Annotated in this window: 19 protein-coding genes and 1 tRNA gene; 5 read left to right on the top strand and 15 right to left on the bottom strand. The window is 66.9% G+C overall.

Annotated elements, in window-relative coordinates; translation table 11 throughout:
* Positions 1-36 precede the first annotated feature (36 nt).
* Positions 37-735, bottom strand: coding sequence for a phosphatase PAP2 family protein (locus tag LL964_RS07130; protein ID WP_104586409.1), 699 nt, complete (start codon positions 733-735; stop codon positions 37-39).
* Positions 716-1,981: a flavodoxin-dependent (E)-4-hydroxy-3-methylbut-2-enyl-diphosphate synthase gene (gene ispG, locus LL964_RS07135; RefSeq protein ID WP_104586411.1), complete on the bottom strand. Its 1,266-nt coding sequence runs from the start codon at positions 1,979-1,981 to the stop codon at positions 716-718. Before ispG ends, LL964_RS07130 begins: the two co-directional genes overlap by 20 nt.
* A 120-nt stretch (positions 1,982-2,101) precedes the next feature.
* Between ispG and LL964_RS07140 the strand changes: the two genes are divergently transcribed.
* Together LL964_RS07140 and LL964_RS07145 are read left to right on the top strand one after the other, a co-directional pair.
* Positions 2,102-3,328, top strand: a complete 1,227-nt coding sequence (locus LL964_RS07140; protein WP_104586414.1) for an ATP-binding protein — start codon at positions 2,102-2,104, stop codon at positions 3,326-3,328.
* On the top strand, positions 3,325-3,903 hold the full coding sequence (locus tag LL964_RS07145; protein WP_104586416.1) for a response regulator transcription factor: 579 nt from the start codon (positions 3,325-3,327) through the stop codon (positions 3,901-3,903). Before LL964_RS07140 ends, LL964_RS07145 begins: the two co-directional genes overlap by 4 nt.
* 186 nt (positions 3,904-4,089) lie before the next feature.
* Here the strand turns inward: LL964_RS07145 and LL964_RS07150 are convergent, their stop codons facing one another.
* On the bottom strand, positions 4,090-5,082 hold the full coding sequence (locus LL964_RS07150) for a glycoside hydrolase family 5 protein (RefSeq protein WP_104586418.1): 993 nt from the start codon (positions 5,080-5,082) through the stop codon (positions 4,090-4,092).
* A 422-nt stretch (positions 5,083-5,504) separates the two neighbouring features.
* On the opposite strand from LL964_RS07150, the gene LL964_RS07155 reads away from it, so the two are divergent.
* A complete protein-coding gene (locus LL964_RS07155; protein WP_104586419.1) occupies positions 5,505-7,358 on the top strand; it encodes a putative bifunctional diguanylate cyclase/phosphodiesterase in 1,854 nt (617 codons plus the stop codon).
* Between the two features lie 232 nt (positions 7,359-7,590).
* Here LL964_RS07155 and LL964_RS07160 read toward each other — a convergent pair whose 3' ends face one another.
* Positions 7,591-9,153 (bottom strand): sodium/sugar symporter, encoded by a 1,563-nt coding sequence (locus LL964_RS07160; RefSeq protein WP_104586423.1) that lies wholly within the window; start codon positions 9,151-9,153, stop codon positions 7,591-7,593.
* Between the two features lie 264 nt (positions 9,154-9,417).
* On the bottom strand, positions 9,418-12,030 hold the full coding sequence (locus LL964_RS07165; RefSeq protein WP_104586495.1) for a glycoside hydrolase family 3 protein: 2,613 nt from the start codon (positions 12,028-12,030) through the stop codon (positions 9,418-9,420).
* A 436-nt stretch (positions 12,031-12,466) separates the two neighbouring features.
* Between LL964_RS07165 and LL964_RS07170 the strand changes: the two genes are divergently transcribed.
* Positions 12,467-14,422 carry a PhoX family protein gene (locus LL964_RS07170; RefSeq protein ID WP_104586425.1) on the top strand — a complete coding sequence of 652 codons (1,956 nt, stop codon included), beginning with the start codon at positions 12,467-12,469 and terminating at the stop codon, positions 14,420-14,422.
* Between the two features lie 419 nt (positions 14,423-14,841).
* Here LL964_RS07170 and LL964_RS07175 read toward each other — a convergent pair whose 3' ends face one another.
* From LL964_RS07175 to pcnB, 8 genes are all read right to left on the bottom strand, one after another.
* Positions 14,842-15,468, bottom strand: a complete 627-nt coding sequence (locus LL964_RS07175) for an ATPase (protein WP_146092330.1) — start codon at positions 15,466-15,468, stop codon at positions 14,842-14,844.
* A gap of 3 nt (positions 15,469-15,471) precedes the next feature.
* A complete protein-coding gene (locus LL964_RS07180) occupies positions 15,472-15,816 on the bottom strand; it encodes a type II toxin-antitoxin system prevent-host-death family antitoxin (RefSeq protein ID WP_104586426.1) in 345 nt (114 codons plus the stop codon).
* 159 nt (positions 15,817-15,975) lie between these two features.
* Complete coding sequence (pgi, locus tag LL964_RS07185) at positions 15,976-17,490, bottom strand: glucose-6-phosphate isomerase (RefSeq protein ID WP_104586428.1); 1,515 nt, start codon at positions 17,488-17,490, stop codon at positions 15,976-15,978.
* A complete protein-coding gene (panD, locus tag LL964_RS07190; RefSeq protein ID WP_104540474.1) occupies positions 17,487-17,867 on the bottom strand; it encodes an aspartate 1-decarboxylase in 381 nt (126 codons plus the stop codon). The genes pgi and panD overlap by 4 nt, the downstream gene beginning before the upstream one ends.
* A gap of 152 nt (positions 17,868-18,019) precedes the next feature.
* Positions 18,020-18,862 (bottom strand): pantoate--beta-alanine ligase, encoded by an 843-nt coding sequence (panC, locus tag LL964_RS07195; RefSeq protein WP_104586429.1) that lies wholly within the window; start codon positions 18,860-18,862, stop codon positions 18,020-18,022.
* Positions 18,859-19,674 carry a 3-methyl-2-oxobutanoate hydroxymethyltransferase gene (panB, locus tag LL964_RS07200; protein ID WP_104586431.1) on the bottom strand — a complete coding sequence of 272 codons (816 nt, stop codon included), beginning with the start codon at positions 19,672-19,674 and terminating at the stop codon, positions 18,859-18,861. The genes panC and panB overlap by 4 nt, the downstream gene beginning before the upstream one ends.
* A 35-nt stretch (positions 19,675-19,709) precedes the next feature.
* Positions 19,710-20,195: a 2-amino-4-hydroxy-6-hydroxymethyldihydropteridine diphosphokinase gene (folK, locus tag LL964_RS07205; RefSeq protein WP_104586432.1), complete on the bottom strand. Its 486-nt coding sequence runs from the start codon at positions 20,193-20,195 to the stop codon at positions 19,710-19,712.
* A gap of 3 nt (positions 20,196-20,198) precedes the next feature.
* Positions 20,199-21,566 carry a polynucleotide adenylyltransferase PcnB gene (gene pcnB / locus LL964_RS07210; RefSeq protein ID WP_104586433.1) on the bottom strand — a complete coding sequence of 456 codons (1,368 nt, stop codon included), beginning with the start codon at positions 21,564-21,566 and terminating at the stop codon, positions 20,199-20,201.
* Positions 21,567-21,614: 48 nt separating this feature from the next.
* Between pcnB and LL964_RS07215 the strand changes: the two genes are divergently transcribed.
* Positions 21,615-21,689: transfer RNA gene (locus tag LL964_RS07215), tRNA-Glu, on the top strand.
* A 390-nt stretch (positions 21,690-22,079) separates the two neighbouring features.
* Here the strand turns inward: LL964_RS07215 and folE2 are convergent.
* On the bottom strand, positions 22,080-23,003 hold the full coding sequence (gene folE2, locus LL964_RS07220) for a GTP cyclohydrolase FolE2 (RefSeq protein WP_104586435.1): 924 nt from the start codon (positions 23,001-23,003) through the stop codon (positions 22,080-22,082).
* Between the two features lie 53 nt (positions 23,004-23,056).
* Positions 23,057-24,196 (bottom strand): N-acetylmuramoyl-L-alanine amidase, encoded by a 1,140-nt coding sequence (locus LL964_RS07225; protein WP_208621401.1) that lies wholly within the window; start codon positions 24,194-24,196, stop codon positions 23,057-23,059.
* Positions 24,197-24,665: the final 469 nt, after the last annotated feature.

A 24,665-nucleotide genomic window follows, 5' to 3' on the forward strand; every position in this document is an offset into this window, starting at 1 on the left:
TGGCGCCTGGCTGAAATAGCGAAGAACTGGATGCACTCAGGTCGACACGCGAACGCGACGCCAATGCGGGCGCCGCGTGCCGCGGAACATCACCAGATACAGGCCGACCACCCACACCAGCGCCGCCGACCAGCCGCCCAGGATGTCGGAGGGGTAATGCACGCCCAGGTAGATGCGCGACACGCCGACCAGCAACGCGAACGCACTGGCCACGATGGTCACCGGCCAACGCCAGCGGGTGCGCCAGGCCAGTGCGATGACCACCGCCGCCAGGGTCATCGAGCCCATCGCGTGGCCGCTGGGAAAGCTGAAAGTGCTCTCCGGCGCGATCGATTCCCACAGGCTCGGCCGGTCGCGCTGGAAGAACTGCTTGGCGCCCATGTTGAGCAAGGCCGAACCGCCGAAGCCCAACGCCGCGAAGGTTCCTTCGCGCCAGCGCCGCAGCGCCAGCAGCACCAGCACGATGCCGACATCGGCCGGGATCACGCCGTACTGGTAACCGATCCTGGAGATCACCCCGAAAAATGTATCCAGCGTCGGGGTGGCAATGCTGCGCAGACTCCACAGCAAGGGTTCGTCGAAATAGAAGTTTTCCAGCTCGTGGACTTCGTCGGCCAGGTCCACGAACAGGCCCAGCGGCACCAGCACGCCGACGAACAACAGCCCCATGCGCCATGCGTTACGGCGCAACCACGCCTTGAACCCGGCCGGCGATTCAGCCGGCGCGTCGGACATAGGTGCGTTCGACATACTGGTCGATCAGCGCGATGAAGTCCTGCGCGATGTTCTCGCCACGCAGGGTGACGGCCTTCTCACCATCCACGAAGACCGGCGCCGATGGCGCTTCGCCGGTGCCCGGCAACGAGATGCCGATATTGGCGTGACGCGATTCGCCCGGCCCATTCACCACGCAGCCCATCACCGCCAGGGTCATGTTCTCCGCGCCGGGGTTGGAGATCTTCCATTCCGGCATGCGCGCGCGCACATGGCTCTGCACGACGCCTGCCAGCTCCTGGAAGAACTCGGAGGTGGTACGGCCGCAGCCCGGGCAGGCGGTGACCATTGGCGTGAAGGCGCGCTGGCCGGTGGTCTGCAGCAATTCCTGCGCCACCACCACTTCCTGCGTGCGCGGCTGGCCCGGCTCGGGCGTCAGCGAAATACGGATGGTGTCGCCGATGCCTTCCTGCAGCAGTACGCTCAATGCCGCGGCCGAGGCCACGATGCCCTTGCTGCCGATGCCGGCTTCGGTCAGCCCCAGGTGCAACGCGAAATCGCAGCGGCTGGCCATGTCGCGGTACACCGCGATCAGCTCCTGCACGCCGGAGACCTTGGCCGACAGGATGATGCGCTCGCGCGGCAGGCCCAGTTCCACCGCCCGCTCGGCCGAATCCACCGCCGAGCGGATCAGCGCCTCGCGCAGCACGCGGCCGGCGTCCCAGGGCGACTCGCGCCTGGAGTTCTCGTCCATCAGCTGCGCCGCCAGCGACTGGTCCAGCGAGCCCCAGTTGGCGCCGATGCGCACCGGCTTGTCGTACTTGATCGCGAATTCGATCAGCTGCCCGAACTGCAGGTCTTTCTTCTTGCCGAAGCCGACGTTGCCCGGGTTGATGCGGTACTTGGCCAACGCTTGCGCACAGGCCGGCTCGGCGGCGAGCAGCTGATGGCCGTTGTAATGGAAGTCGCCGATCAACGGCACTTCGATCCCCATCATGCGCAGCTTGTCGACGATGCGCGGGATGGCGGCAGCGGACTCGGCGTTGTTGACGGTCAGGCGCACCATCTCCGAGCCAGCGCGCCACAGCTCGGCCACCTGCTTGACGCTGCCGGCGATGTCGGCGGTATCGGTATTGGTCATCGACTGGACGACCACCGGGTGGCCTCCACCCACGGTCACGCTGCCGATCCTGACGGCCTGGGTGATGCGACGCGGCCAGGCGGTGGCGTCGGCGGGAGGAGTTGGGCGGGTCACGGCGTCATGCATCGGCGTATTTTAGCCTGTCCTCCGTCCGCTCACAGCTGAAGCGTGCTGCGGGCCGTCCTGCCGGCCGATGCGACGGTTTGTCGCAGGCCGCCACTGCCCCGAGCGCATAGCATTGTGGCGATGAACAGCTCCGACGCCTCCTTCCTGCGGACCCTGTGCAGCCTGCGCTGGCTGGCCACGGCCGGCCAGGCCGCCACCATCCTGGTCGCCACCGGCCTGATGGGCCTGAACCTGCCGCAGCAACCGCTGTGGGCCGGCGTAGCCGCACTGGCGGTGTTCAACCTGTATGCGCAGTTGCGCGTCGCCCACCGCAGCGCGGTCGGCCCGGCCACCGAATTCGGCCACATCCTGGTCGATGTCACCGTGCTGACCTGGATGGTGGGCTGGAGCGGCGGCATCGCCAATCCGTTCGGCTCGCTGTTCCTGGTGCTGATCGCGCTGGCCGCACTGGCCCTGCCATTGGGCTGGGCGATGGCGGTGGCGGCGTCGTGCGTGGCCGGCTACGTGATCAGCGCAGCGTTCGGCCTGCCGCTGCCGTACGGCAGCTTCGATCCGCTGAGCCTGCACATGTGGGGCATGGCGGCCAACTTCCTGCTCTCCACCGTGGTGGTGCTGGCCTTCGCCACGCGGTTGGCGCTATCGATGCGCGAACGCGAACGCGAGATCTCCACCCTGCGCGAGCGCTTCGCCCGCAACGAGGGCATCGTGGCGCTGGCCACGCATGCGGCGTCGGTGGCGCACGAACTCAACACCCCGCTGGCGACGATGACGCTGCTGGTGGACGATATCGCCGACCAATGCGATCAGGCCGAGTTGCGCGAGGACCTGGACACCTTGCGCGAGCTGCTGGTGCAGTGCCACGAGCGCGTGCTGGCGCTGGCCGCACCGGCCGACAACGGCCATCTGAGCCGCGAAGTCGCGGTGAAGGAAGTGCTGGAGCAATGGCGGCTGGTGCGCCCCACCATCGAGCTGCGCCGCAACGAGGACGCCCCGATGCGCTTGCTGTTGCAGCCAGGCGTCGGCCACCTGTTGATGGTATTGCTCAACAATGCCGCCGATGCCGGCGAGCGGGCCGGCCGCCCGCAGATCGACCTCACGCTTCGAGTGGAAGACGATCACCTCAGCGGCGAGGTGCGCGACTACGGGCCCGGCTTCGACACCGCGCAGGCCATGCTGCCCGGTACCTTGTTCAACAGCGGCAAACACGACGGCATGGGCGTTGGCCTGGCCTTGTCGCATGCCACCGTCGAACGCCTGCAGGGCGAGCTGTGGATGCTGCCCGCCGAAGGCAGCGGTGCCCGCGTCGGGTTCCGGCTGCCGCTTTCCGACCACGAGGTCCTGGCATGACAAGCACTCCGATCCGTACCGGCCTGTTGGTCGACGACGACACCTTGTACCTGCGCACGCTGCAGCGCAGCCTGGCACGCCGCGGCGTGGAAACCCTGACCGCCACCGATGCCGCCAGCGCGCTCGCCACTGCGCGCAGCGCATTGCCGGACTTCGCCCTGATCGATCTCAAGCTCGGCCACGATTCCGGGCTGAGCCTGATCCAGCCGCTGCGCGAGATCCGCGCCGACATGCGCATCCTGCTGGTCACCGGCTACGCCAGCATCGCCACCGCGGTGGAAGCCATCAAACTCGGCGCCGACGATTACCTGCCCAAGCCGGCCAACATCCCGACCATCATGCGGGCGCTGGGCGAAGAGGACGACGACCTGCCCGAGCCGGATGAGGAAGAGGCCGCACAGGACATGATGACCCCGCTCAGCCGCCTGCAGTGGGAGCACATCCAGCAGGCGCTGCACGAAACCGGCGGCAACGTGTCCGCGGCCGCGCGTCTGCTGGGCATGCACCGCCGCTCGCTGCAGCGCAAGCTGACCAAACGGCCGAGCCCCGGGCCGCTGCGCGAACCCGGGCGCTGATCGCCCTGGAGGCCGCACCCGAACATGCGCCAGGGCGTCCAGCCAGGCGCGGTCGGCGAAGGCGCTGCGCTCACCGCCAGCCGGGCGCGGCCGGTGACCGGAACCGGCAGATGTCGCGCGCACGTTCCCGATGACCGCGCGCGGCCGCCCCACCCGACGACTGCGCGCCATGTTCCGTTGGCCGCTTCAGCGCCGCCTGGTACCGAAGACGCTGGCCTTGCGCGAGGTCGCCCGAATACCGTCCGGGCCCTCGATCAGGGTGCGCCCCCAGCTGCTCAGGCGGGCCGGATCCCAGCCCAGCACGATATCCAGCGACTGGTTGCTGCTGTCGTTGCCCGACCACGACCAGCCCATGTAGCCAACGCCGTACTCGCGCGCGCGGCGCATGATCGCCGCCTCGTCCACCTGCGCGCCGCGATGGTCGGCGCCGAACTCGCCTACCACCAGCGCCAGGCCGTTGCTGCGGAAGGCGCGCAGATAGCTGTCCACCGGCGCATCGCTGCCGAAGACTTCGTACATGTGCACGCTGAAAACCAGATTGCGGCGGCTGTCCTGGGCCAGCAACGCCGCGGCGTTGTCGCGCATGTAGAACTGCCAGTCCTGGCCCCAGTTGGGTGCGTCCACCATCAACGCATGGGTCAGGCCGGCATTGCGCAGCGTGGCGATGGCACGCGCGTGCCCGGTCACCCATTCGCTGGCGCTGAGCCGGTTGCCGAACGGCTCGTTACCGATATTGATGATGACGTAATCCTCCTGCCCCACCAGCGCACCGCGCACGCTGGTCCAGTAGCTGGCGGCATTGGCCAGGCTGCCGGCGGCGCCCTCTTCGCCATAACCGGTGGTGTCGTGCACTTCCAGCACCGCGATCAGGCCCAGACTCTTGCAGCGCGCGATGATGCGCGCCACTTCCGCTTCCGGCGTGCGGTTCCAGCGATGGCCTGAGCTGAGCACCACGCGCACGCTGTTGGCGCCGGTGGCGGCGATCTGCGCCAGCGCCGTGTCGGTGCGGTCGGCGAACCAGGCATGCGGCAGATTGATTCCGCGCAACACCAGCGCACTGCCGTTGGACTCGCGTAATTGCGTGCCGGAAACGGAGAGACCGGCGTGGGCCAGCGACGTCAGCGCAAGCCCGGCAACCAGCAGCACGGCGCGCTGCGCCAGGCGATTGAAGATGTTCATGATCGGCTCCAGAAGATGGGGAACACGGGCATGGCGGCGCGCGCGCGGCCGGGCCCGCAGTGGCCACCGTGCGCGAAGCACGATGGCGCGCGCCGCGCCCAGGTCACAGAACCGAAAAAACGCCTGGATGTGGACCGAGCGCGCAGACTGCCGTCGGCGAGCGCTGGTAACGTTAACTTTCGAGCGTCCGCGCGCAGGCGCAGGCCAGCCGATGCGCCCGAATCGCCTGCCGGCATGACGGGACGGGCTTTGCCCGCTCGCGCAGAGGCGTGTTGCAACGCGAAAACCGCGGCCCTTTGCCCGGACCAGCGGCGGACACGGACGTGCTTTGCCCTGCGCTGCACCATGCGATTGCGCTGCTGGCAGCTGAATAAGACGGGGCACGTGCGTCAAGCGAATGCGGCAGAGGCCGATAGAGCAACATGCCGTCCGACCCTGCCCCCGTGTCCCAGCCCCCTTCCGTCATCGACGACGCCAGCCGCGTGGCCGTCCTGCGTGGCCTGTGCCTGCTGGATTCGCCGCCGGATCCGGTGTTCGACACCATTGCCGCGCTGGCAGCGCGCAGCCTGGGGGCCGACATCGCGCTGGTCTCGCTGGTGGACGCGCACCGCCAGTGGTTCAAGGCACGCCTTGGCATGGAAACTCCCGAAACGCCGCGCGACCAGGCGTTCTGCGCGCATGCCATCGCGTCGGACGAAACTATGGTGGTGCTGGATGCGCGGTTGGACCCGCGCTTCAGCGACAATCCGCTGGTGCTGGGGCCACCGTTCATCCGCTTCTACGCAGGCGCGCCGTTGACGCTGCGCGACGGCCACCGCATCGGCACCTTATGCGTGATCGGCACCACGCCCCGCACCGCGCTGGACGCCGACGCGCTCGATCATCTGCAGGGGCTGCGCGATCTGGCAGTGCTGCGGGTGGAGAACCTGCGCAGCACCACCTATCGCGATGGCGCCACCGGCCTGCCCAACCGCTCGCGCTTCGGCGAGGATCTGGATGTCTGGCTGGCGCAGCGCGAAACCGCGCCGGCCACCACCGCGGTGGCGATCGATATCTGCGGCAGCGATTACTTTCGCGACATGGTCAAGGCGCTCGGCTGGGATTATGCCGACGGCTACGTGGCGCTGGCGCAGCGCCGGCTGGCCGCCTACCTGCCGGGCGACACCCTGCTGTACCGGCTGGATCCGACCACCTTCGGCTTTCTCACCCAGGCCGAGAACCAGCGGCTGGCAAGCCTGTGCACCCGGCTGTCGAAGGCCTTCGCCGAACCGCTCGATCATCAGGGCATTCCGCATACCGCAGTGGCCTCGATCGGCGCGGTGGCCTTGCACAGCAGTTATGGTGCGGCCGACACCATCCGCTCGCTGACCACCGCCGTGGACGTGTCGCGCGAGCGCGGGCTGGCGTGGAGCCGGTACGAACGCAAGCACGACGTGGCCCAGCGCTCGACCTTCCGCCTGCTTGCCGCCCTGCCCGCGGCGCTGGACAGCGCCAGTCAGCTCCGCCTGCATTACCAACCGCGTGTGGACCTGCACGACCACCGCTGCGTGGCGGTCGAGGCGCTGCTGCGCTGGCAACACCCGATGATCGGCCCGGTGCTGCCCTCGGACTTCGTGCCGATGGCCGAGAAGACCGCATTGATCAACCGCATCACCGCCTGGGTGATCGATAACGGCATCGCCCAGGCCGCGCGCTGGCAGCGGCAGGGCCTGGACTTCAATCTGGCCTTGAACGTATCGGCCGCCGACCTGGACCGCCCCGGCTTTGCGGCGTTGCTGCGACGCGGGCTGGAACGCCACAGACTGGATCCGCGCCGGCTGGAGATCGAATTCACCGAGAGCGCGATGATCCGCCATCCCGAACATCTGGCCGAACAACTGGCCGCGGTGGCCGCGCTGGGCGTGCACATCGCCATCGACGACTTCGGCACCGGCTACAGCAACTTCAGCTACCTCAAGCAACTGCCGGCCCGCTCGTTGAAGATCGATCAATCCTTCATTCGCTCGCTGCCGGACAACCGCACCGACCGCACCCTGGTGCCGGCGATGATCCAGCTCGGCCACAGCCTGGGCCAGCGCGTGGTGGCCGAAGGCATCGAATCGGCCGAGGCCTATGCGCAGCTGCAAGCCTGGGGATGCGACGAGGGCCAGGGCTACTGGATCGCCAAGCCGATGCCTGCCGCCGCGCTGGAAGCCTGGTTGCAGACGCCCTGGCACCAGCCGTACGCCGCGCCGGTCGATCTGCTGGCCGCAGACATGGCCGCCGCGCGCGTCTGAGATCGTCGACCGATGGACGGCACTGCCGTCGGTGTGGATTTGGCATTCTTTACGCGCCCGGGAATGCGAGCAGAGGTTTTCCGCGAGCTGGCACTGCCCGCTCGTCCGATGCCGGCGTCACCTGGAGGCGCTGAACGCAATGCGGCGCGACACCCAGGTGCCGCGCCGCATGATGATCGCTGCCGGAGCGACTGACATGCCTTGCGTCAGCCACTCCCGATATCTGCCTGGCTTACCAGAACACCGTGTACAGCACGATCAGGATCGCGATCACCCCGGCGGCGCCGACCTTGAAGCCCAGCGTGGTGCCATAGGCCACATCGTCGGTGCGGATCAGATCGCGCGCCTGCGTGGCCGGAGTCAGCAGCGAGACCACCACCGCCAGCACCAGTGCGGCCAGGAACACCACGCCGATGCGGTCCATGAACGGCAGTTCCGGCCAGGCGAACTTCAGCGCGAACGACAACACCACCGAGCCGATCGCCGCCGTCAACGCACCGGCTTCGTTGGCGCGCTTCCAGAACAGGCCCAGCATGAAGATCACCACCACGCCTGGAGTGAAGAAACCGGTGAATTCCTGGATGAACTGGAAGCCCTGGTCGAAGTTGCCCAGCAGCGGGCGTGCGGTCAGGATGCCGATCAGTACCGACAGTGCGGCCACGATGCGGCCCACGCGCACCAGCGTCTTCTGCTCGGTGTGCGGGCGGAACTTGGCGTAGAAATCCAGGGTGAAGATGGTCGCCACCGAATTGATCTTGGAGGCCAGCGAGGCCACGATCGCCGCCACCAGCGCGGCGAACACCAGGCCCAGGATGCCGGTGGGCAGCAACTGCATCATGGTCGGATAGGCCTGATCGGGCTTGGCCAGATCCGGCGCCAGCACCACTGCGGCAATGCCGGGCACCACGATCACCAGCGGCATCAGCAGCTTCAGGAACGCGGCGAACACCATGCCCTTCTGCGCCTCGCCGATGTTCTTTGCCGCCAGCGCGCGCTGGATGATGTACTGGTTGAAGCCCCAGTAGCTGATGTTCATGATCCACAGCCCACCCAGCAGCACGCTCAGGCCCGGCAGATCCTTGTAGAACGGGTTGTCCTTGCTCAGGATCATGTGGAAGTGCTCGGGATGCGCAGTCCACAGATGCTGGAAGCCGGCCAGCACGCCGGCACCGTCGCCGATGCGCGACAGCGTCAGCCCGGCCACCAGCAGCCCGCCCAGCACCAGCAGCGTGACCTGCACGATGTCGGTCAGCGCCACCGCCTTCAGCCCACCGTACAGCTGATAGACCAGCGCGAACACGCCGATCAGTGCCAGCGCCAGGGTCTGATCCATGCCGGTGACCTGGCTGACCGCGATCGATCCCAGCCACAGGATCGAGGTGAGATTGACGAACACGTACAGCAGCAGCCAGAACACCGCCATCAGCGTGCGGATCCACTTGCCGTAGCGCTGTTCCAGGAACTGCGGCATGGTGTAGATGCCGTTGCGCAGGAAGATCGGCAGGAAGAACTTGCCGACGATCAGCAGCGTCAGCGCCGCCATCCATTCGTAGGAGGCGATCGCCAGCCCGATCGCATAACCGGAGCCGGCCATGCCGATGATCTGCTCGGCGGAAATGTTCGCGGCAATCAGCGAGGCGCCGATTGCCCACCACGGCAACGACTTGCTGGCCAGGAAGTAATCCTCGGCGCTCTTGCTGTGGCCGGCCTTCTCGCGCGAAACCAATTGCGCGAGCACGAAGATGCCGGTCAGATAGACCAGCACGATCACGATATCCAACGTCGCCAAACCCACTGCACTCTCCTGTCTGGCTTTGGGGAAGAGCGCCAACGATCAGGCAGGACTGCCCACTGCCGCCGCTGCGCACCCCGTGCACGACGGCAGCGCGGCGAACCGCGGCTGCTGGCCATCCCGGCCGATCGAAGACGCCGCCCCCGCGGCGGCTGATGACACCACCGCGATCGGTGGCCGCTGTTGTGACGCGCCGCCGATGGCGGCGACACGCCCTGTTTCATTGCATCGACGCACCACCCGCAGGCATACCTGCGGGCCTGCGATTCACTTTACCGGGCAATCCACGGTGACTTCGGCTTCGTTGAGCGCGCCCAGCGCGACCTTCGATACCGCGATCTCCAGCGCAGCGCCGCTTTCGATGCTGGCCACCTGGGTCAGCTTGGTCACATCGGCACCGGCCACCGCAAAACACTTGAGCGGAATGCCGACCACTTTCCACTGGCCTTGCGGCAGCGCGGCCAGGGTCTTCTGCGCATCCACCCGGCCGCCGCACTTGTCGCCGCAGCCCACGCCCAACCACACCGGCGCCGTCACTGCGCTGTCGCGGCGCAGGGTCAGCTGCAGCTGCACATCGCCATTGCTTTCGCGCGAGACGTCCACCGGCTTGCCGGACACCAGCAGTACGCTTGCAGGTTTGGCACCGGACCACACCAGGCGCCGCGCATCTTCCTGCGCCTTGTGATCGACCGCGCTCATCTTCAGGCTGCCGTCTGACAGGCCCACCGGCAGCGTGGTCGCCGGCATGTTGGCCTGGCCGGCGTTGGACAGCTGCATGGCGATGCCCAGCGCGGGCTTGCCGCGCACGAAGTACACCCCGCCCACCGACTGCTCACCGGAAACACCGGATTCTTCCGGAAGCGCGGCCAGATCGCCCTTGTCGGCGTAGGTCAGGCCGTAGCCGAACTTGAACTGCGGGTCGTAATCCTTCTGCCCCACGTTGTTGGCGAACTGCACCGCGGTCTTGGGCCAGGAGAAACTCAGCTTGCCCTTGAAGTCGTTCTGCACGCCGCCGTCGGCCTTGCGCAGCAGCACATCGGCGATGCCCTCGCCCTCGGAACCGGGCAACCAGGCGGCCACGAACGCATCGGCGGCGTTGATGTACTGGTTGGTCCACAGCGGACGCCCGCTCAGGAACACCGCCACCACCGGAATGCCCTCGGCCTTGAGCTTCTTGATCAGGGTCAGCTCGCTGTCGTCGCCCGGCTTGTACAGCAGGGTGGCGATGTCGCCCTGGAACTCGGCATACGGGTTCTCGCCGAACACCACCACCGCCACGTCGGGCTTGGTCTTGTAGGCGCCATCCACGGCCAGCTCGGCGCTACCGCCGGCAGCCTTGATCTGCTTGTCCAGGCCTTCCCAGATGGTGTTGCCGTTCGGATAGTCGCTGCGCTTGGTGCCGGTGCCCTGCCAGTTCAGCGTCCAGCCGCCGGACTGCTTGCCCATGTCGTTGGCGCCATCGCCCAGCACCAGCACGCGCTTTTTCGGATCCAGCGGCAGGATGCCGGCCTGGTTCTTCAGCAGCACCAGCGACTCGCGCACCGCCTGGCGGGCGATGGCGCGATGCTCGGGCGCGCCCAGCAATTCGTACTTGCCGCCGAGCGGGCGCTTGGACGGCTTGCCGGCCTCGAACAGGCCCAGACGCATCTTGACGCGCAGGATGCGGCGCACCGCATCGTCCAGACGCTCCATGCTGATCTGGCCGGACTTCACCGCTGCCAGTTCGGTTTCGTAGATGCCCTTCCAGCTGTCGGCGGCCATCGCCATGTCCACGCCGGCAATGAACGAGGCCGGGCAGTTGTCGTTGCTGCAGCCCTTGACCTGGCCATGACCGTTCCAGTCGCCGACCACGAAGCCGCCGAAGTTCATGCGGCCCTTGAGCACGTCGGTCAGCATGACCTTGTGGCCGTGCATCTTCTCGCCGTTGAAGCTGTTGAAGGACGCCATGACGCTCTGCGCACCGGCGGCAATGGCCGGCGGGTAGCCTGCGGCGTGGATGTCGCGCATGGTGGCTTCGGACACCTTGGTGTCGCCCTGGTCCTTGCCGTCGGTGGTGCCGCCGTCGCCGACGAAGTGCTTCACCGACGAGATCACATGGCTGCCGTCCAGGAACTGCGGCGTGCCCGGCGTGCCCTGCACGCCTTCGACCATCTTGCCGGCGAAGCTCGCCACCACGTCCGGCGATTCGGAATAGCCTTCATAGCTGCGGCCCCAGCGATCGTCCTGCGGCACCGCAACGGTGGGCGCGAAGGTCCATTCCATGCCGGTGACGCGGGTTTCGGCAGCGGTGACCTCGCCGATCTTCTTGATCAGCTCCGGATTGCGCGTGGCGCCCAGGCCGATGTTGTGCGGGAACAGCGTGGCGCCGACGATATTGCTCTGGCCGTGCACCGCATCGATGCCGAAGATGATCGGGATCGCGTTGCCGCCCTTGGAGGTATCCATCGAGGCTTCGTAGAAGGCGTCGGCCAGCTTCAGCCACTCGGCCGGGCTGGCGTTGTACTTGCCACCCGGGTCGGAATTGCCACCGGCCAGCACCGAGCCGATGCGGTACTTGCGCACATCGTCCGGGGTCATGCTGGCGATGTCGCCCTGCACGGTCTGGGCGACCTTCTCCTCCACGCTCATCTTGGCCATCACGTCGCTGATGCGCTGCTCCAGCGCCGCATCCTGCGCGAACGGCCACTTCGGCGATGGCCACTGATCCGGATGGATGGCGGTGGAGGCTTCAGTGGGCGTAGCCGCCGGCGCTGTCTTGCTCGCCTCGGCAGCGGTGTCCTTGCCCTGGCAGGCGGCCAGCATCAGCACCGCAGCGGCGGTGGCCAGAGAGAGGGCGCGGCGCGCGACGGGCGCGGCGGTACGACGAAGCAGCTTGTCCAAGATCCAGGTCTCCAGGTGGTTCTCCCCACGGCGATGCGTGACGCCGCAGGCCATTAGGCGGCGTACGCTTGCGTGATTCCCCTACCCTGTCAACAACGCGCGCTTATATGCCAAACGACGGCCAACTTATTGGCCCGGGCTATATGCTTGGAATACCGGCAGGCGGCGCCAAACCACGCAAATAGGCTGAATCGGCTGTCCGAGCTGGCATCGCCACCGATCGTCATTTGCTGCACCGCACCACTCCCTGGGCCAGCGACTGCGCAGCGGCCTGTACTGCGTGACTCGCTGGCAGTGTTCGCTTCGGCAGCTACAACCCGACCGCGGCTCAACAGGTGAGCTCGCCGTCAAACCACTGTCATACGCCCGACCTAGCGTGACCGGCTTGCCGCTGCGCCGTCGCCGCCGGCGGTCGTTGCCTTTGCCTGGAGTTTCGATGTCCGCCTCCCACAACCCCTCACGTCGCCGTCTGATGCAACTGCTGGCGGCCGCTCCGCTGTTGCCGCTCGGCAGTGCCAGTGCCGCCGCGTTCAACCAACCGGGTAATACCGCGCTGGCGGCCCGTTCGTTGCGGCCTTCGCAAACACCGGCCCCGCTGGTCTCGGCCACCTTCCATGGCATGCCCGCCCCCAGCCTGGCCAACCCCGCCGCCATGGCCACCACCACGGTGGGCTCGTCGTTGAGCGTGGCCCGCAGCGACGGCAGCACCCAGCGCTACACGCTGGCCTATCAGCCCTTCTTCGTCACCGGCGATCAGGTGCCGGACGGCAACGGCGGTACCGTGTTGGCCGGCGGCTACTACGACATCCACCACCGCCCCATCATCGACCGCTCCAGGCCCGGTGCCGAACGCCCATTCTTCTCCGATTGCCCGGACGGCTCCTCGCTGCTGACCCTGCGCGATGCGAGGGTTCCGGGGGTCAAGGGCAACCACGTCTTCGCCGTGGTGCAGTTCGAATACACCACCCGCGATCAGGCCGGCAACGACACCAATCGCCACCTTCCCGCGCCCATCGCCGTCCTCACCCTCGATCAGCACCCAGCCACCGGCAAGCTGTCGCTGGTGAAGTACCACAACGTCGATACCGCGCCGGTGCACGGGCTGTGGACCACCTGCGGCGCCAGCCTGTCGCCGTGGAATACCCATCTGTCCAGCGAAGAATACGAGCCCGACGCGACCGCGCTGGCGGGCAACACCCAGTTCCGCAGCTACAGCACGCACCTCTATGGCGACCCGGACAAGGCCAACCCGTATCACTACGGCCACCTGCCGGAAATCACCGTGCATCCGGACGGCACCGGCAGCGTGCGCAAGCACTATTGCCTGGGCCGCATCTCGCATGAGCTGGTGCAGGTGATGCCCGACCAACGCACCGTGCTGATGGGCGACGACGCCACCAATGGCGGGCTTTTCATGTTCATCGCCGACCGCAAGGCCGACCTTTCCGCCGGTACGCTCTATGTCGGCAAGTGGCACCAGACCTCCGGCGTCGGCCCGGGCGCGGCCACGCTGAGCTGGATCAAGCTGGGCCACGCCACCAGCGCCGAGATCGAAGCGCTGGCCGATGGCCTCACTGCCGCCGACATCCTGGACGTGCATCTGAGCGACCCGGGCGATGCCTCGTTCACCAGGATCCCGTTCAACGGCACCTTCAACTGGATCCGCATCAAGCCCGGCATGGAAAAGGCCGCCACCTATCTGGAAACCCACCGCTACGCCGCGCTGGCCGGCGGCAGCCTGGGCTTCACCAAGCTCGAAGGCACCACCGTCAATGCCAGGGACAAGGTTGCCTACATGGCCATGTCCTACATCGTCACCAGCATGCGTAATGGCTCCGGCGACGTGAAGGTGGAAGGCCCGGATGCTGGCGCGGTGTACGCCTTGAACCTGCGCGGCGGACGCCGCGACAGCAGCGGCGCGCCGATCCACAGCGAGTGGGTGCCGATCGACATGGCCGCACCGGCCGCCCTCACCGGCCACGATCTGGCCCAGCCCGATGCATTGGGCAACCTGGCCGACCCGGAGCGCCTGGCCAATCCCGACAACCTGAAATTCTCCGAATCGCTGCGGACCCTGTTCATCGGCGAAGACAGCAGCCTGCACGTCAACAATTTCCTGTGGGCCTACAACGTGGACACCGGCAGCCTGACGCGCCTGCTATCGGTGCCGGCCGGCGCCGAATCCACCGGTCTGCACGCGGTGGACCAGATCCACGGCTGGACCTATGTCATGAGCAATTTCCAGCATCCCGGCGACTGGGAGAGCCCGCTGCACGACACCGTCAAGGCCACGCTGGATCCACTGGTGCGCGCCAATTACAAGAACCGTTTCGGCGCAGCGGTGGGCTACCTCACCGGCGACCCGGTGGCGGTGCAGTTGGGTAAGGCGTAAGCGCGTGGTGTCGCCGCTCGCGTGCTGGCAAAGCGCTGCGAGCGGCATGCCCATGTCAAACGCTGAGTCGGTCGAGGGCGCGGTGCCCTCACCGCTCGCGGGACACGCCGTAAATCCTTCCCTGGAGGCTCCGTGGCGGCATCCATGCCGCCAAGGGTCCCGCAATCGGCGAGGACACCGCACCAGAGAGTTTGCTGGCTGTTTTATTGAGAAGCATGCACAGCGACCATCTCGACTGGGCCTTGCAGCCATGCTGCAAATCATGCGCTCAGCATTTGATCTATCCGAAACGTCCAATCCATCCAGACACAGGATGCAAAAACAGCCAGGGATTTGAGTCGTCGCAGTGTCTGGGTACAGCCAGAAGCTGAGTGAGTCCGGTGCGTGGCGCCCTCACCGCTTGCAGGACCGGATGGGCTTCAAGGCATGCCGCGCGTTTCCAGTGCTGCCATCACGATGGGCTTGGCCCAATCGGGCACCTGTGCCAATTCTTCCGGGGTTTGTGGATATTGCAGGCCGCTGCGATCTGCTTCCAGCACAAGCAACGGCGCAACCTGCCCTGCGGCATCGGCCGGTGCGCTGTTGTCGTAGACATGCAGCACCGACAGGTGCGGCAACAACGCGATCAGGTTGGCGCGCGAGGCATCGTAACGTTCGCGGATCTTGTGCTCGGGGATGGCATGCCCGCCGGCGGCCACGCGCGCCGCCACACGTGCGATATGCAGCTCGACGCTGGACAGGCCGCAGAACCAGACCGCCACCGTGTGCTGCGCACAGGCCTCGCGCAGCAAGCGCGGGATGGTATTCGCGCCCAACGTGGTTTCAAAGGCGTAATCGCTGCCATCGGCCATTGCCTGGCGCAGCCGTCGTACGCCCTCCTGCCAGGCCTGCGCATTGGCATCGTCCAGTATCCAGCCCTGCTCCACCAGCGCTCTGGTGAACGCATCCGGGTTGAACCAGGTGGCGCCGTCTTCCCGCAGCAGGCTGCCCAACAGCGAACTCTTGCCGGCGCCGTTGACGCCGGCCAGCACCAGAATGTTCCCCACGATTTAGAGCGACGGCCCCAGGTCGATCTTGCTGCCCCGGCGTGCCGGCTTGCCGATCGCCTTGGCCAGACCTGCGCCATTGGTCACTGCCGCAAGATGCGCATCGAACCTGGTCTGCAATGCCTGCAGCGACTGCGCGCGCGTCGAGGCGGCCGTCGCTGCATTTGCCTGGTTGACCAGCCGGCGATACTCCTCCGCGTCCACCACCACCGCCTCGGGGTGATTGTGGTTGGTGATGACCACCGCGCCATGCGAGCGCACCTTGCGCATCAGGCTGGGCCAGCCCTTCACCTTGATGTCGGCGGCGGGGGATTTTTCGAGCTTGGGCAGATCCTGGAGGCGAGACATGGGCGGTCCTGCGCGCGGTGGTTGCCTCAGCCTACTCCCAACGTCCCATTTTGGGAAATTTGGCCATTTAGTCCAAATTTATTGCCAGGCAGGAGCTCCAGAAAAACGAAACGGGGCCCGCGGGGCCCCGTCGTCTGACACCAGCGATGCGCGACAGGCTCAGCCGCGCAGCTTGCCCAGCAGCTCACGGGTGACCGGGTCGGCCACGTCGGCCGCCTCGCCCTTGAGCGCCGGCAGCAACTGGCTGGCCAGCTGCTTGCCCAGCTCGACGCCGAACTGGTCGAACGCGTTGATGCCCCACATCACCGACTGCACGTATACGCTGTGTTCGTACATCGAGATCAGCGCGCCCAGCGCCTGCGGGGTGAGCGCATCGAGCAGGATCACCGTACTCGGACGCCCACCGGGATAACTCCGGTGCGGATCGCTGCTGTCCTGGCCGTTGGCCAGTGCCTCGGTCTGCGCCAGCACATTGGCCATCAGCGCAAGATGGTTCTCCGCATACGGGTCGTCGTTGTGCACGGTGCCGATGAAATCGGCCGGCACCACGCTGGTGCCCTGGTGCAGCGCCTGGAAGAAGCTGTGCTGCACATCGGTGCCCGCACCGCCCCACCACACCGACACGGTGTCGCTGTCCACCGCCGAGCCGTCGAGCTTGACACGCTTGCCCAGGCTCTCCATCACCAGCTGCTGCAGATATGCCGGCAGCAGGGCCAGACGCTGGTCGTAGGTCATCACCGCGTGGGTGGCGCTGCCCAGCAGGTTGCGGTTCCACACCGCAGTCAAGCCGTGCAGAACTGCGACGTTTTCTTCCAGCGGCGTGTCGAGCGCATGCGCATCGAACTGCGCGGCGCCTTCGAGCAGTTGCTCGAAACGTTCGAAGCCGATCGCCAGCGCGATCGGGAAGCCCACTGCCGACCACAACGAATACCGTCCGCCAACCCAGTCCCACATCGGCAGCACGCGGCTGGGAACGATGTCGAAGGCCTTGGCGGCGCGCTCGGGGTTGGCGCTCACGGCGTACAGGCGCTCGCTGCCGCCCAGCCAGGCATGCAGGATGCTGCCGTTGAGCAGGGTTTCCTGGGTGCCGAAGGTCTTGGAGATCAGGATGCCGGCAGTACGCGCCGGGTCCAGCGTCGCCAGCGTGCGCTGCATCGCCGCGCCATCGACATTGGAAACGAAATGCACGCGGAAGCGCGCACCGGACACCGGGCGCAACGCATCGGCCACCAGGCGCGGGCCCAGGTCCGATCCACCGATGCCGACACTGACGATATCGGTGACGTCGGTGGCTTCGAGTTGCTGGATCAGCGCACCCATCCGCTGCCGCACTTCTGCAGCAGTGGTGTAGGCCTCCGAAGCCACCGGCGCGTCGGTCAGGTCGCCACGCAACGCGGTGTGCAAGGCAGCGCGCTGTTCGGTGACATTGACCTGCTCGCCACGGAACAAGCGCTGGAACGCACCTGCGACATCGCGCTCGCGCGCAATGGCGAACAGGGCATCGAGCGCGGCGCGATCGTACTTCTGCCGCGCGAAGTTGAAATACAACGGACCGACTTGCCTGGCGTACTGCGTGGGCCGCTGGGGCTCGGCGGCAAGCAATGCGGGGATGGCAGCGCCGCGCAGGCGCTGGGCGTGGGCGTGGAGCGCGTCGAATCCGTTGGTCTGTGTCATGCGGCCTGTGTGGGAATGCTGTGGTTGGTGTGGGAGATCGCGTTGTTCGCACCCACATATACCAGATTGGGCTTGAAGGTCTTGGCTTCGTCTTCGCTCATGCTGGCAAACGCGGCCACGATGATCAGATCGCCCACCTGCACATGGCGCGCAGCGCCGCCGTTGAGCGAGATGATGCCACTGCCTTCTTCGGCCCGAATGGCATAGGTGCTGAAGCGCGCACCGTTGGTGACGTCCCAGATGTGGACCTGTTCGAATTCGCGGATGCCGGTCGCTTCCAGCAGCAGGCCATCGATGGCGATCGAGCCCTCGTAGTTGAGCTCGGAGTGGGTGACGGTGGCGCGGTGGATCTTGGCTTTGAGCAGGGACAGGTGCATGGACGCAGGCAACGACGAAAGGAAAGCCGGCATTTTAGCGGAAAGCGTCCGCACCCACCGGCCTGCACCGCAGCCGGTCGTGAGGGCTTCAGGACGGCGCTGGCCCAACGGCCGTCGCGCCGCCCATCGGCCAGCGCTGCCGGCGGCCCCGTCTAGAATTCCAGGTTGTCGATCAGGCGCGTGCTGCCCAGGCGCGCGGCGATCAGCGCCACCCGCGCACCGGCGCCGCCCTGGCCGGGCTCGCTCAGGTCCGGCAGCCGCACGACCGCGTAATCGACCTGGAATCCGGCGTCTTCGAGCGCACCGGTGGCGGCCTGTTCGACCTGGGCGCGCGGCGTGCCGGCGGCGGCACTGTCGCGCATCTGCAACAGCACCTTGCGGATCTGCGCGGCGACCGGGCGATCGGCGGCGGACAGATACTGGTTGCGCGAGCTCATCGCCAGGCCGTCGGCCTCGCGCACGATGCTGCCGCCCAGGATCTCGATCGGAAACGCCAGGTCGGCCACCATCTGCCGGATCACTGCCAACTGCTGGTAATCCTTCTTTCCGAACGCCGCCACATCCGGCTGCACCTGGTTGAAAAGGCGCGCCACCACGGTGCAGACACCGTCGAAATGCCCGGGCCGGCACACGCCTTCCAGCACATCGCTGACACCGGGCGCATGGATCGGCGTGGCCAGCGCCGTGCCCAGCGGATACATGGTGTCCACATCAGGCAGCCACAGCGCGTCGCAGCCGGCATCTTCCAGGCCGCGCAGGTCGGCCTCGGGCGTGCGCGGGTAACGCGCAAAATCTTCGTTCGGCCCGAACTGGGTCGGATTGACGAACACGCTGGACACCACGCGGTCGGCGTACTGGCGCGCCAGCATCACCAGCGAATAATGGCCGGCATGCAGGTTGCCCATGGTCGGCACCAGCGCCACGCGCAGGCCCTCGCGCTTCCAGCCGGTGACCAGGGCGCGCAGGGCGGACAGATCTGTGAGGGTCTGGATCATGCGGCGTACGCGTGTTCTGCATCGGGGAAACTGCCGTCGCGCACGGCCTGTGCATAGGCCCGCACCGCGCCGGCCACCGAGCCGCCCTCGGCCAGGAAATCCTTGACGAACTTCGGCCGGCGGTGGCCGCTGTCCAGGCCCAGCATGTCGTGCATCACCAGCACCTGGCCATCGCAGCCGGGGCCGGCGCCGATGCCGATGGTCGGCACCTGCAGTTCGGCGCTGATCTGCGCAGCGATCGGCGTCGGCACGCATTCCAGCACCACCAGGCTGGCGCCGGCATCGACCACCGCCTGCGCGTCGCGCCGCAATTGCTCGCCCGCTTCGCCACGGCCCTGCACCTTGTAGCCGCCGAAGCGCAGCACCGATTGCGGGGTCAACCCCAGGTGCGAACACACCGGGATCTCGCGTTCGACCAGGTAGCGGATGACCTCCAGCTTGTGCCCGGCGCCTTCGATCTTGACCATCTCCGCACCGGCCTGCAGCAGCCGGGTGGCCGCATCGAGCGCACGCTCGGGAGTGGCGTCGGCCTGGAAGGACAGATCGGCCACCAGCAAGGCCTGCTGCAGCGCCCGCGCCACCGCGGCGGTGTGGTAGACCATGTCGGCCGTGGTCACCGGCAAGGTCGAGTCGTGCCCCTGCACCACCATGCCCAGCGAGTCGCCCACCAGGATCAGATCCACGCCGTTGGCATCGAAGGTCCGCGCAAAGCCGGCATCGTAGGCGGTCAACATGACCAGTTTTCGACCCGCCCGCTTGGCCTCGGCCAGGGCGGGCACGGTCCAGGGCTTGCTGTCGCTGTGGCTGCTCATGAACTCATTACGTGGGGTTGTAAGCCGGCCATTATCTACCCAATCGGCTCCAGCCCGCAGGCATCGATGGCACGAAGGGCGTGCTGCACCGTTCCATGGCCCGGAATGATCGCCTCCGGCGCCAGCTCCGCCAGCGGCAGCAGCGCGAAGGCGCGCGCATGCAGATGGGGGTGCGGCACCTGCAGCCGCGGCAGATCCAGCACCTGGTCGGCGTATAGCAGCAGGTCCAGATCCAGCGTGCGCGGGCCCCAGCGCTCGCCGGCACGGCGCTCGCGCCCGAACGCCTGCTCGATGCCGAGCAAGGCGTCCAGCAGCTGCAGCGGCGCCAGCCCGGTGCGCAGCTGGGCCACCGCATTGATGAAATCGGGCTGGTCTTCGCGGCCCCAGGCCGGCGTGCGATACAGACGCGAGGCGGCCACCAGGGTGGACTGCGGCAGCGCACCCAGGGCGCCGATCGCCGCACGGATGCTGGCCTCGGCCGGGCCCAGGTTGGCACCCAGGCCGACAAAGGCGGAGTGCATGCCCTACTCGCCCGCAGGCGCGCCGGTGCGGCGGCGACGGCGGCGACGCTTGCGGGGCGCGCCGTCCTCGTCGCCGTGGTCGGCCTGCGCCGATTCGATGGCCTGCACCAGCTCCTGGCCCGAGGCCTGCTGCGCCTCGCGCCAGAACGCGACATCGGCCGCATGGTCGGGCGATGCGAACTGGCGCAGCGCCAGGAAATCGAACGCGGCACGGAAGCGCGGATGCGACAAGGTACGGAACACGCGCTTGCGCTGACGCGAGGAAAAGCGCGTCTGCAGCAACCAGATCTCCTGCATCGGCAAGGAAAAGCGGCGCGGCAGGGCCACACGCTCCAGCTGGTGCAAGGTGACCCGGTCGGCCGCACGGCGCTGTGCATCTTCCGGCTGCACGCCCTGCGCCTGCAACGCCATCAGCGTGCGGCAGAACGCAGGCCACAGCAGCAGTGCGAACAGGAATGCCGGCGACACCGGCTCGTCGTTGGCCACGCGCGCATCGGTGTTGCGCAGGCCTTCGAGCACCATCGCGCGTAACGCACCGCTGCGATTGGAGCGCAGCGCCGCCGCACTCTCCGGGAACAGCACGCCAAGCAGGCCGTAACGTTCCAGGCCCTCGAAACTGGCCACCCCGTGCCCGGACAGGAACAGCTTGAGAATCTCCTCGAACAGCCGCGCCGGTGCGGCTTCGGACAGCAGCCCGGCCAGGCGCGGGATAGGCTCGGCGGTGCCGGCCTCGATCTCGAAGCCCAGCTTGGCCGCCAATCGCACCGCACGCAGCATGCGTACCGGATCTTCCTGGTAGCGCAGCTCCGGGTTGCCGATCAGTTTCATCAGCCGCGCCTGCACGTCCTCGAAGCCGCCGCAGTAATCGCGCACCGAGAAATCTTCGATGGCGTAATACAGCGCGTTGCAGGTGAAATCGCGGCGGATCGCATCGTCTTCGATGGTGCCGTAGACGTTGTCGCGCACCAGGCGGCCGTTATCGAGCTCGCGGTCGCCGCTGCCATCGTCGCTGTTGGCGCGGAAGGTGGCCACCTCGATGATCTCGCGCCCGAACACCACATGCGCCAGACGGAAACGGCGCCCGATCAGGCGGCAATTGCGGAACAGCGCCTTGACCTCTTCCGGGGTGGCGCTGGTGGCCACGTCGAAATCCTTCGGGTGGCCGCCGACCAGCAGATCGCGCACCGCGCCGCCGACCAGATAGGCGCCGAAGCCGCATTCGCGCAGCCGATAGAGCACGCGCAGCGCGTTGGGGCTGATGTCCTTGCGCGAGATGGTGTGCTGGTCGCGCGGAATGACGCGCAGCGTGAACGGGGATGTAACTGAGGGTTCGATGATGGCGCTTCCGTCTTGTGTTGCAGGATTGCCCAACGGCTATTACCCCACTATACTAGCGCGCTGCTCAAGACGCGACAAAACGCTCCCTTCGTCTAGTGGTTAGGACGTGGCCCTCTCAAGGCTAAAACAGGGGTTCGAGTCCCCTAGGGAGCGCCATCCGTTCCGCAGCAGATCCTGCCAAGGCCCCGCATTGCGGGGCTTTTGCGTTACATGGCACGCGTCATGCGCGGCCGCGCATTGCCGGCAGTCTCCTCCCGGAAACCTCGCCCCACAGCCGTACGGCGACATGGTCGTGTCTGGTTGGTACCGGCGTGCCCGACCTGACGACTCCCGTCACCCCATGACCACTCTCGGCAGGCCTGCGCGCGGCGCTGCATGCGCCCCATCGGATCATGCCAACCACAACAACGCCAGGGCCGCCTTTGCGTAGACGCACAAGACGCTGTGCGCGCCGAGGCATCCGCTGTGCAGAACCGCACGCGGGGCGATGCGCTTGCGTGCCCGCGCGGGCGGGCGGCCGGGGAATTTGCACTGCATCTCGCCTCCTCAGACGATTGCCACAGGTGATTGCCCAACATCGCAGCCGGTCTCGGCGACGGCGTCGTGGGCATGCAGACTTTCCAGGTGGCGCACCGCCACATGGAAAGCCGTATAGCGCTCTGCGAGCGCCTGGCGCAGCCGCCGTGCCGCGTCCTCCACGTACATCAGGTTGGCGCCGTTCAAGCGGGCAAAGGCCTGCTCGTCGATGCGTCGTACCGCCGCCTGCACCGGCGTGGCCAACGCCTGCTCGCACACCCCCACCAGGTCGCGAATCTCCAGCCGCTGCATGCGGCCCATCAGGTCGACGCGCACCTGCGCGATGCTGCGCTGGCTGTGCGGCGTGGCATACGAACCGTTGACCTGCAGCCACGCCGCCACCGCCTCGGCTGAAAGCACATCGCGCCCGGCGTGCTGCCGAACGAACGCTTCGCTCAGCAGCTGGCGCGACAACGCAGCCGAACAGGGACATGTCGATGCGTAGAGCACATCGACCTGCAATTGGACACGGCTACGCCCCTCCACGCATTGCGCCTCCAGACGCACCGGATAGGCGCGCCAGCCCGCCAGCCCTTCGCTCAACAGCGCCGGCACCCGCAGCATCACCTCGAAAGCCAGCGACACCCGCGCCGCACGGCTGCCGCAGTCGTCGTGGCTGTCGATCAAGGCCTGCAACAACTGCGACAGCATCGCCGGCGACAGCGGCTGCTCGAGATGCCGATCCAGCAGGCGATACAGCCGCGACATATGGATGCCCTTGAGGTCTGCCCGCGGCAGATCCACCTGCACGCTGGCGCGCGCGCCCACCGTCGCGCCGGGCTCGGCGTCATCCAGGCGTACGGGAATGGCGATATCGTGCATGCCCACCCAGCGCAACGGCGCGCTCAACGTGGACGGTTCGGAGACGGCAACATCGGGGAGCGTGGCGGACATCGCAAACTCGTTGGTGGAAAATGGCGATCGCACGACGTGCGCGACCAGGGACGCTAGGACCGTGTGACGTGCCTGGCGTTGCGTGCGAAGTAGTCGTCGATGCCGGCGTGCAATGCCTGCGCAAGCTCGTCCTGATGGCTGTCGCCACACAGGCGCTGGCAGTCGTCGCGATTGCTCATGAAGCCGGTTTCCACCAGCAGCGACGGGATATCCGGCGATTTCAGCACCGCGAAGCCTGCCTGCCCGACCTCTGGCTGATGCAGCCGCGTCACCTGTTGCAGACGCCCGAGCATCAATTTGCCCAATGCCACGCTGCTGGTGATGGTGCCGCTCAACGACAGGTCGGCCAGCACCTGCGACAGCACCGGATTGCCCGGAACACGCAGCCGGCGCGCGGTGTCGCCCATGTCGTCGGCAGCGTTCTCGCTGTCGGCCAGCCAACGGGCCATGGCCGAACTGGCGCCGTTCGCCGACAGCGCATACACCGATGCACCGCGCGCCTGTGCGTTGGGCGCGGCGTCGGCATGGATGGACACGAACAGATCGGCATTGCGGCGATGGGCGATCAACACCCGCTCGTGCAAGGGCACGAAACGGTCGTCGCTGCGGATCATGGTCGGCCGGTAGCGCACATCGGCGGCCAGGCGCTGGTGCAGACGCGCAGCGATCGCCATCGCAACATGCTTCTCGTAGCGTGCATCGGCGCTCACCGCACCGGGATCCTTCCCCCCGTGGCCGGCGTCGATCGCCACCACATAGGGATGCAGGCGCGATCGGTCAGGCGTGGTCTGCTCGGCCGGCTCTATCGGCGCTGCCACAGCGGCAGCCTCGCTCGCGGACAAGGCCACGCTACCGAGCTTGGCAGCACACTCCAGCACCAACGTACTGCCTTCCCAGCGCGGGTTGACCAAACAGGTCTGCTGCAGATCAAACACCACGCGCAGACCATCGAGATGCGGCGCACAGCGGATGCGGGCCACCGCCGTACCGGCGGGTACTGGATCGATGCGCGGCGGCTGCGACGACACGCCAGGCAGATCGATGACCAGGCGTTCGGGATCGGACAACCTGAAACTGCGGTAGGCAAGCTGCGTACTCAGCTCCAGCCGCAGGCGCAACAGCTCGCCCTGCTGCACGCTGCATGCCCGTAAGACTGCAAGCCCCTGCGCAGATCCCAGCGCAGGCGAAAGCATCAATGCGGCAGCTCCGCCATGTAGCAGGTGCCGGCGCTTCAACATGCCCTCCCCTTACGAGGCGGGCAATCGACTCGCCACGACAAACGGCAGCACGGCACTCGCAGCGATTCCGGACGGTACACCAGGGACGGGAGCAAACAGAACACGGTAGGCAAGACTGCGCAGCTGCGGATCATTGTTATAAAGTAACACTAATCCAGCAAAAACGAGAGGTCATCTGCGGCCCGCGCCTACGCGTTCGTTTTCTCGTCCGGAAGACACCATGTCCCGCCACCTCCCCGAGAGCTATGCCGCCTGGCGCCACTGCATCGAGATCGACTGAACCGCCCCGCGTTTCCCGGAGACTCCTTGGTTTGAGTCACGCCGACATGGCGGACTCGTTGGGTTGCTTGTGTTTGGAATAATAGTTGGCTTCGGCCTCGGCCGGTGGGATGCTGCCGATCGGCTCAAGCAAGCGGCGATTGTT

Origin of the sequence: Xanthomonas melonis, from assembly GCF_020783655.1 — a bacterium.
In the GTDB taxonomy this organism is placed as follows: Bacteria; Pseudomonadota; Gammaproteobacteria; order Xanthomonadales; family Xanthomonadaceae; genus Xanthomonas; species Xanthomonas melonis.

Bases quoted from the DNA above. Each gene is read 5' to 3' on its own strand.
- panB (WP_104586431.1), bottom strand. From the start codon at position 19,674: ATGAGCAGCCACAGCGACAGCAAGCCCTGGACCGTGCCCGCCCTGGCC.
- folE2 (WP_104586435.1), bottom strand. From the start codon at position 23,003: ATGTCCGCCACGCTCCCCGATGTTGCCGTCTCCGAACCGTCCACGTTG.
- panC (WP_104586429.1), bottom strand. From the start codon at position 18,862: ATGATCCAGACCCTCACAGATCTGTCCGCCCTGCGCGCCCTGGTCACC.
- panD (WP_104540474.1), bottom strand. From the start codon at position 17,867: ATGCACCTGTCCCTGCTCAAAGCCAAGATCCACCGCGCCACCGTCACC.
- LL964_RS07180 (WP_104586426.1), bottom strand. From the start codon at position 15,816: ATGTCTCGCCTCCAGGATCTGCCCAAGCTCGAAAAATCCCCCGCCGCC.
- LL964_RS07150 (WP_104586418.1), bottom strand. From the start codon at position 5,082: ATGAACATCTTCAATCGCCTGGCGCAGCGCGCCGTGCTGCTGGTTGCC.
- LL964_RS07225 (WP_208621401.1), bottom strand. From the start codon at position 24,196: ATGCTTTCGCCTGCGCTGGGATCTGCGCAGGGGCTTGCAGTCTTACGG.
- LL964_RS07130 (WP_104586409.1), bottom strand. From the start codon at position 735: ATGTCCGACGCGCCGGCTGAATCGCCGGCCGGGTTCAAGGCGTGGTTG.
- LL964_RS07170 (WP_104586425.1), top strand. From the start codon at position 12,467: ATGTCCGCCTCCCACAACCCCTCACGTCGCCGTCTGATGCAACTGCTG.
- LL964_RS07145 (WP_104586416.1), top strand. From the start codon at position 3,325: ATGACAAGCACTCCGATCCGTACCGGCCTGTTGGTCGACGACGACACC.
- ispG (WP_104586411.1), bottom strand. From the start codon at position 1,981: ATGCATGACGCCGTGACCCGCCCAACTCCTCCCGCCGACGCCACCGCC.
- LL964_RS07140 (WP_104586414.1), top strand. From the start codon at position 2,102: ATGAACAGCTCCGACGCCTCCTTCCTGCGGACCCTGTGCAGCCTGCGC.
- pgi (WP_104586428.1), bottom strand. From the start codon at position 17,490: ATGACACAGACCAACGGATTCGACGCGCTCCACGCCCACGCCCAGCGC.
- LL964_RS07155 (WP_104586419.1), top strand. From the start codon at position 5,505: ATGCCGTCCGACCCTGCCCCCGTGTCCCAGCCCCCTTCCGTCATCGAC.
- folK (WP_104586432.1), bottom strand. From the start codon at position 20,195: ATGCACTCCGCCTTTGTCGGCCTGGGTGCCAACCTGGGCCCGGCCGAG.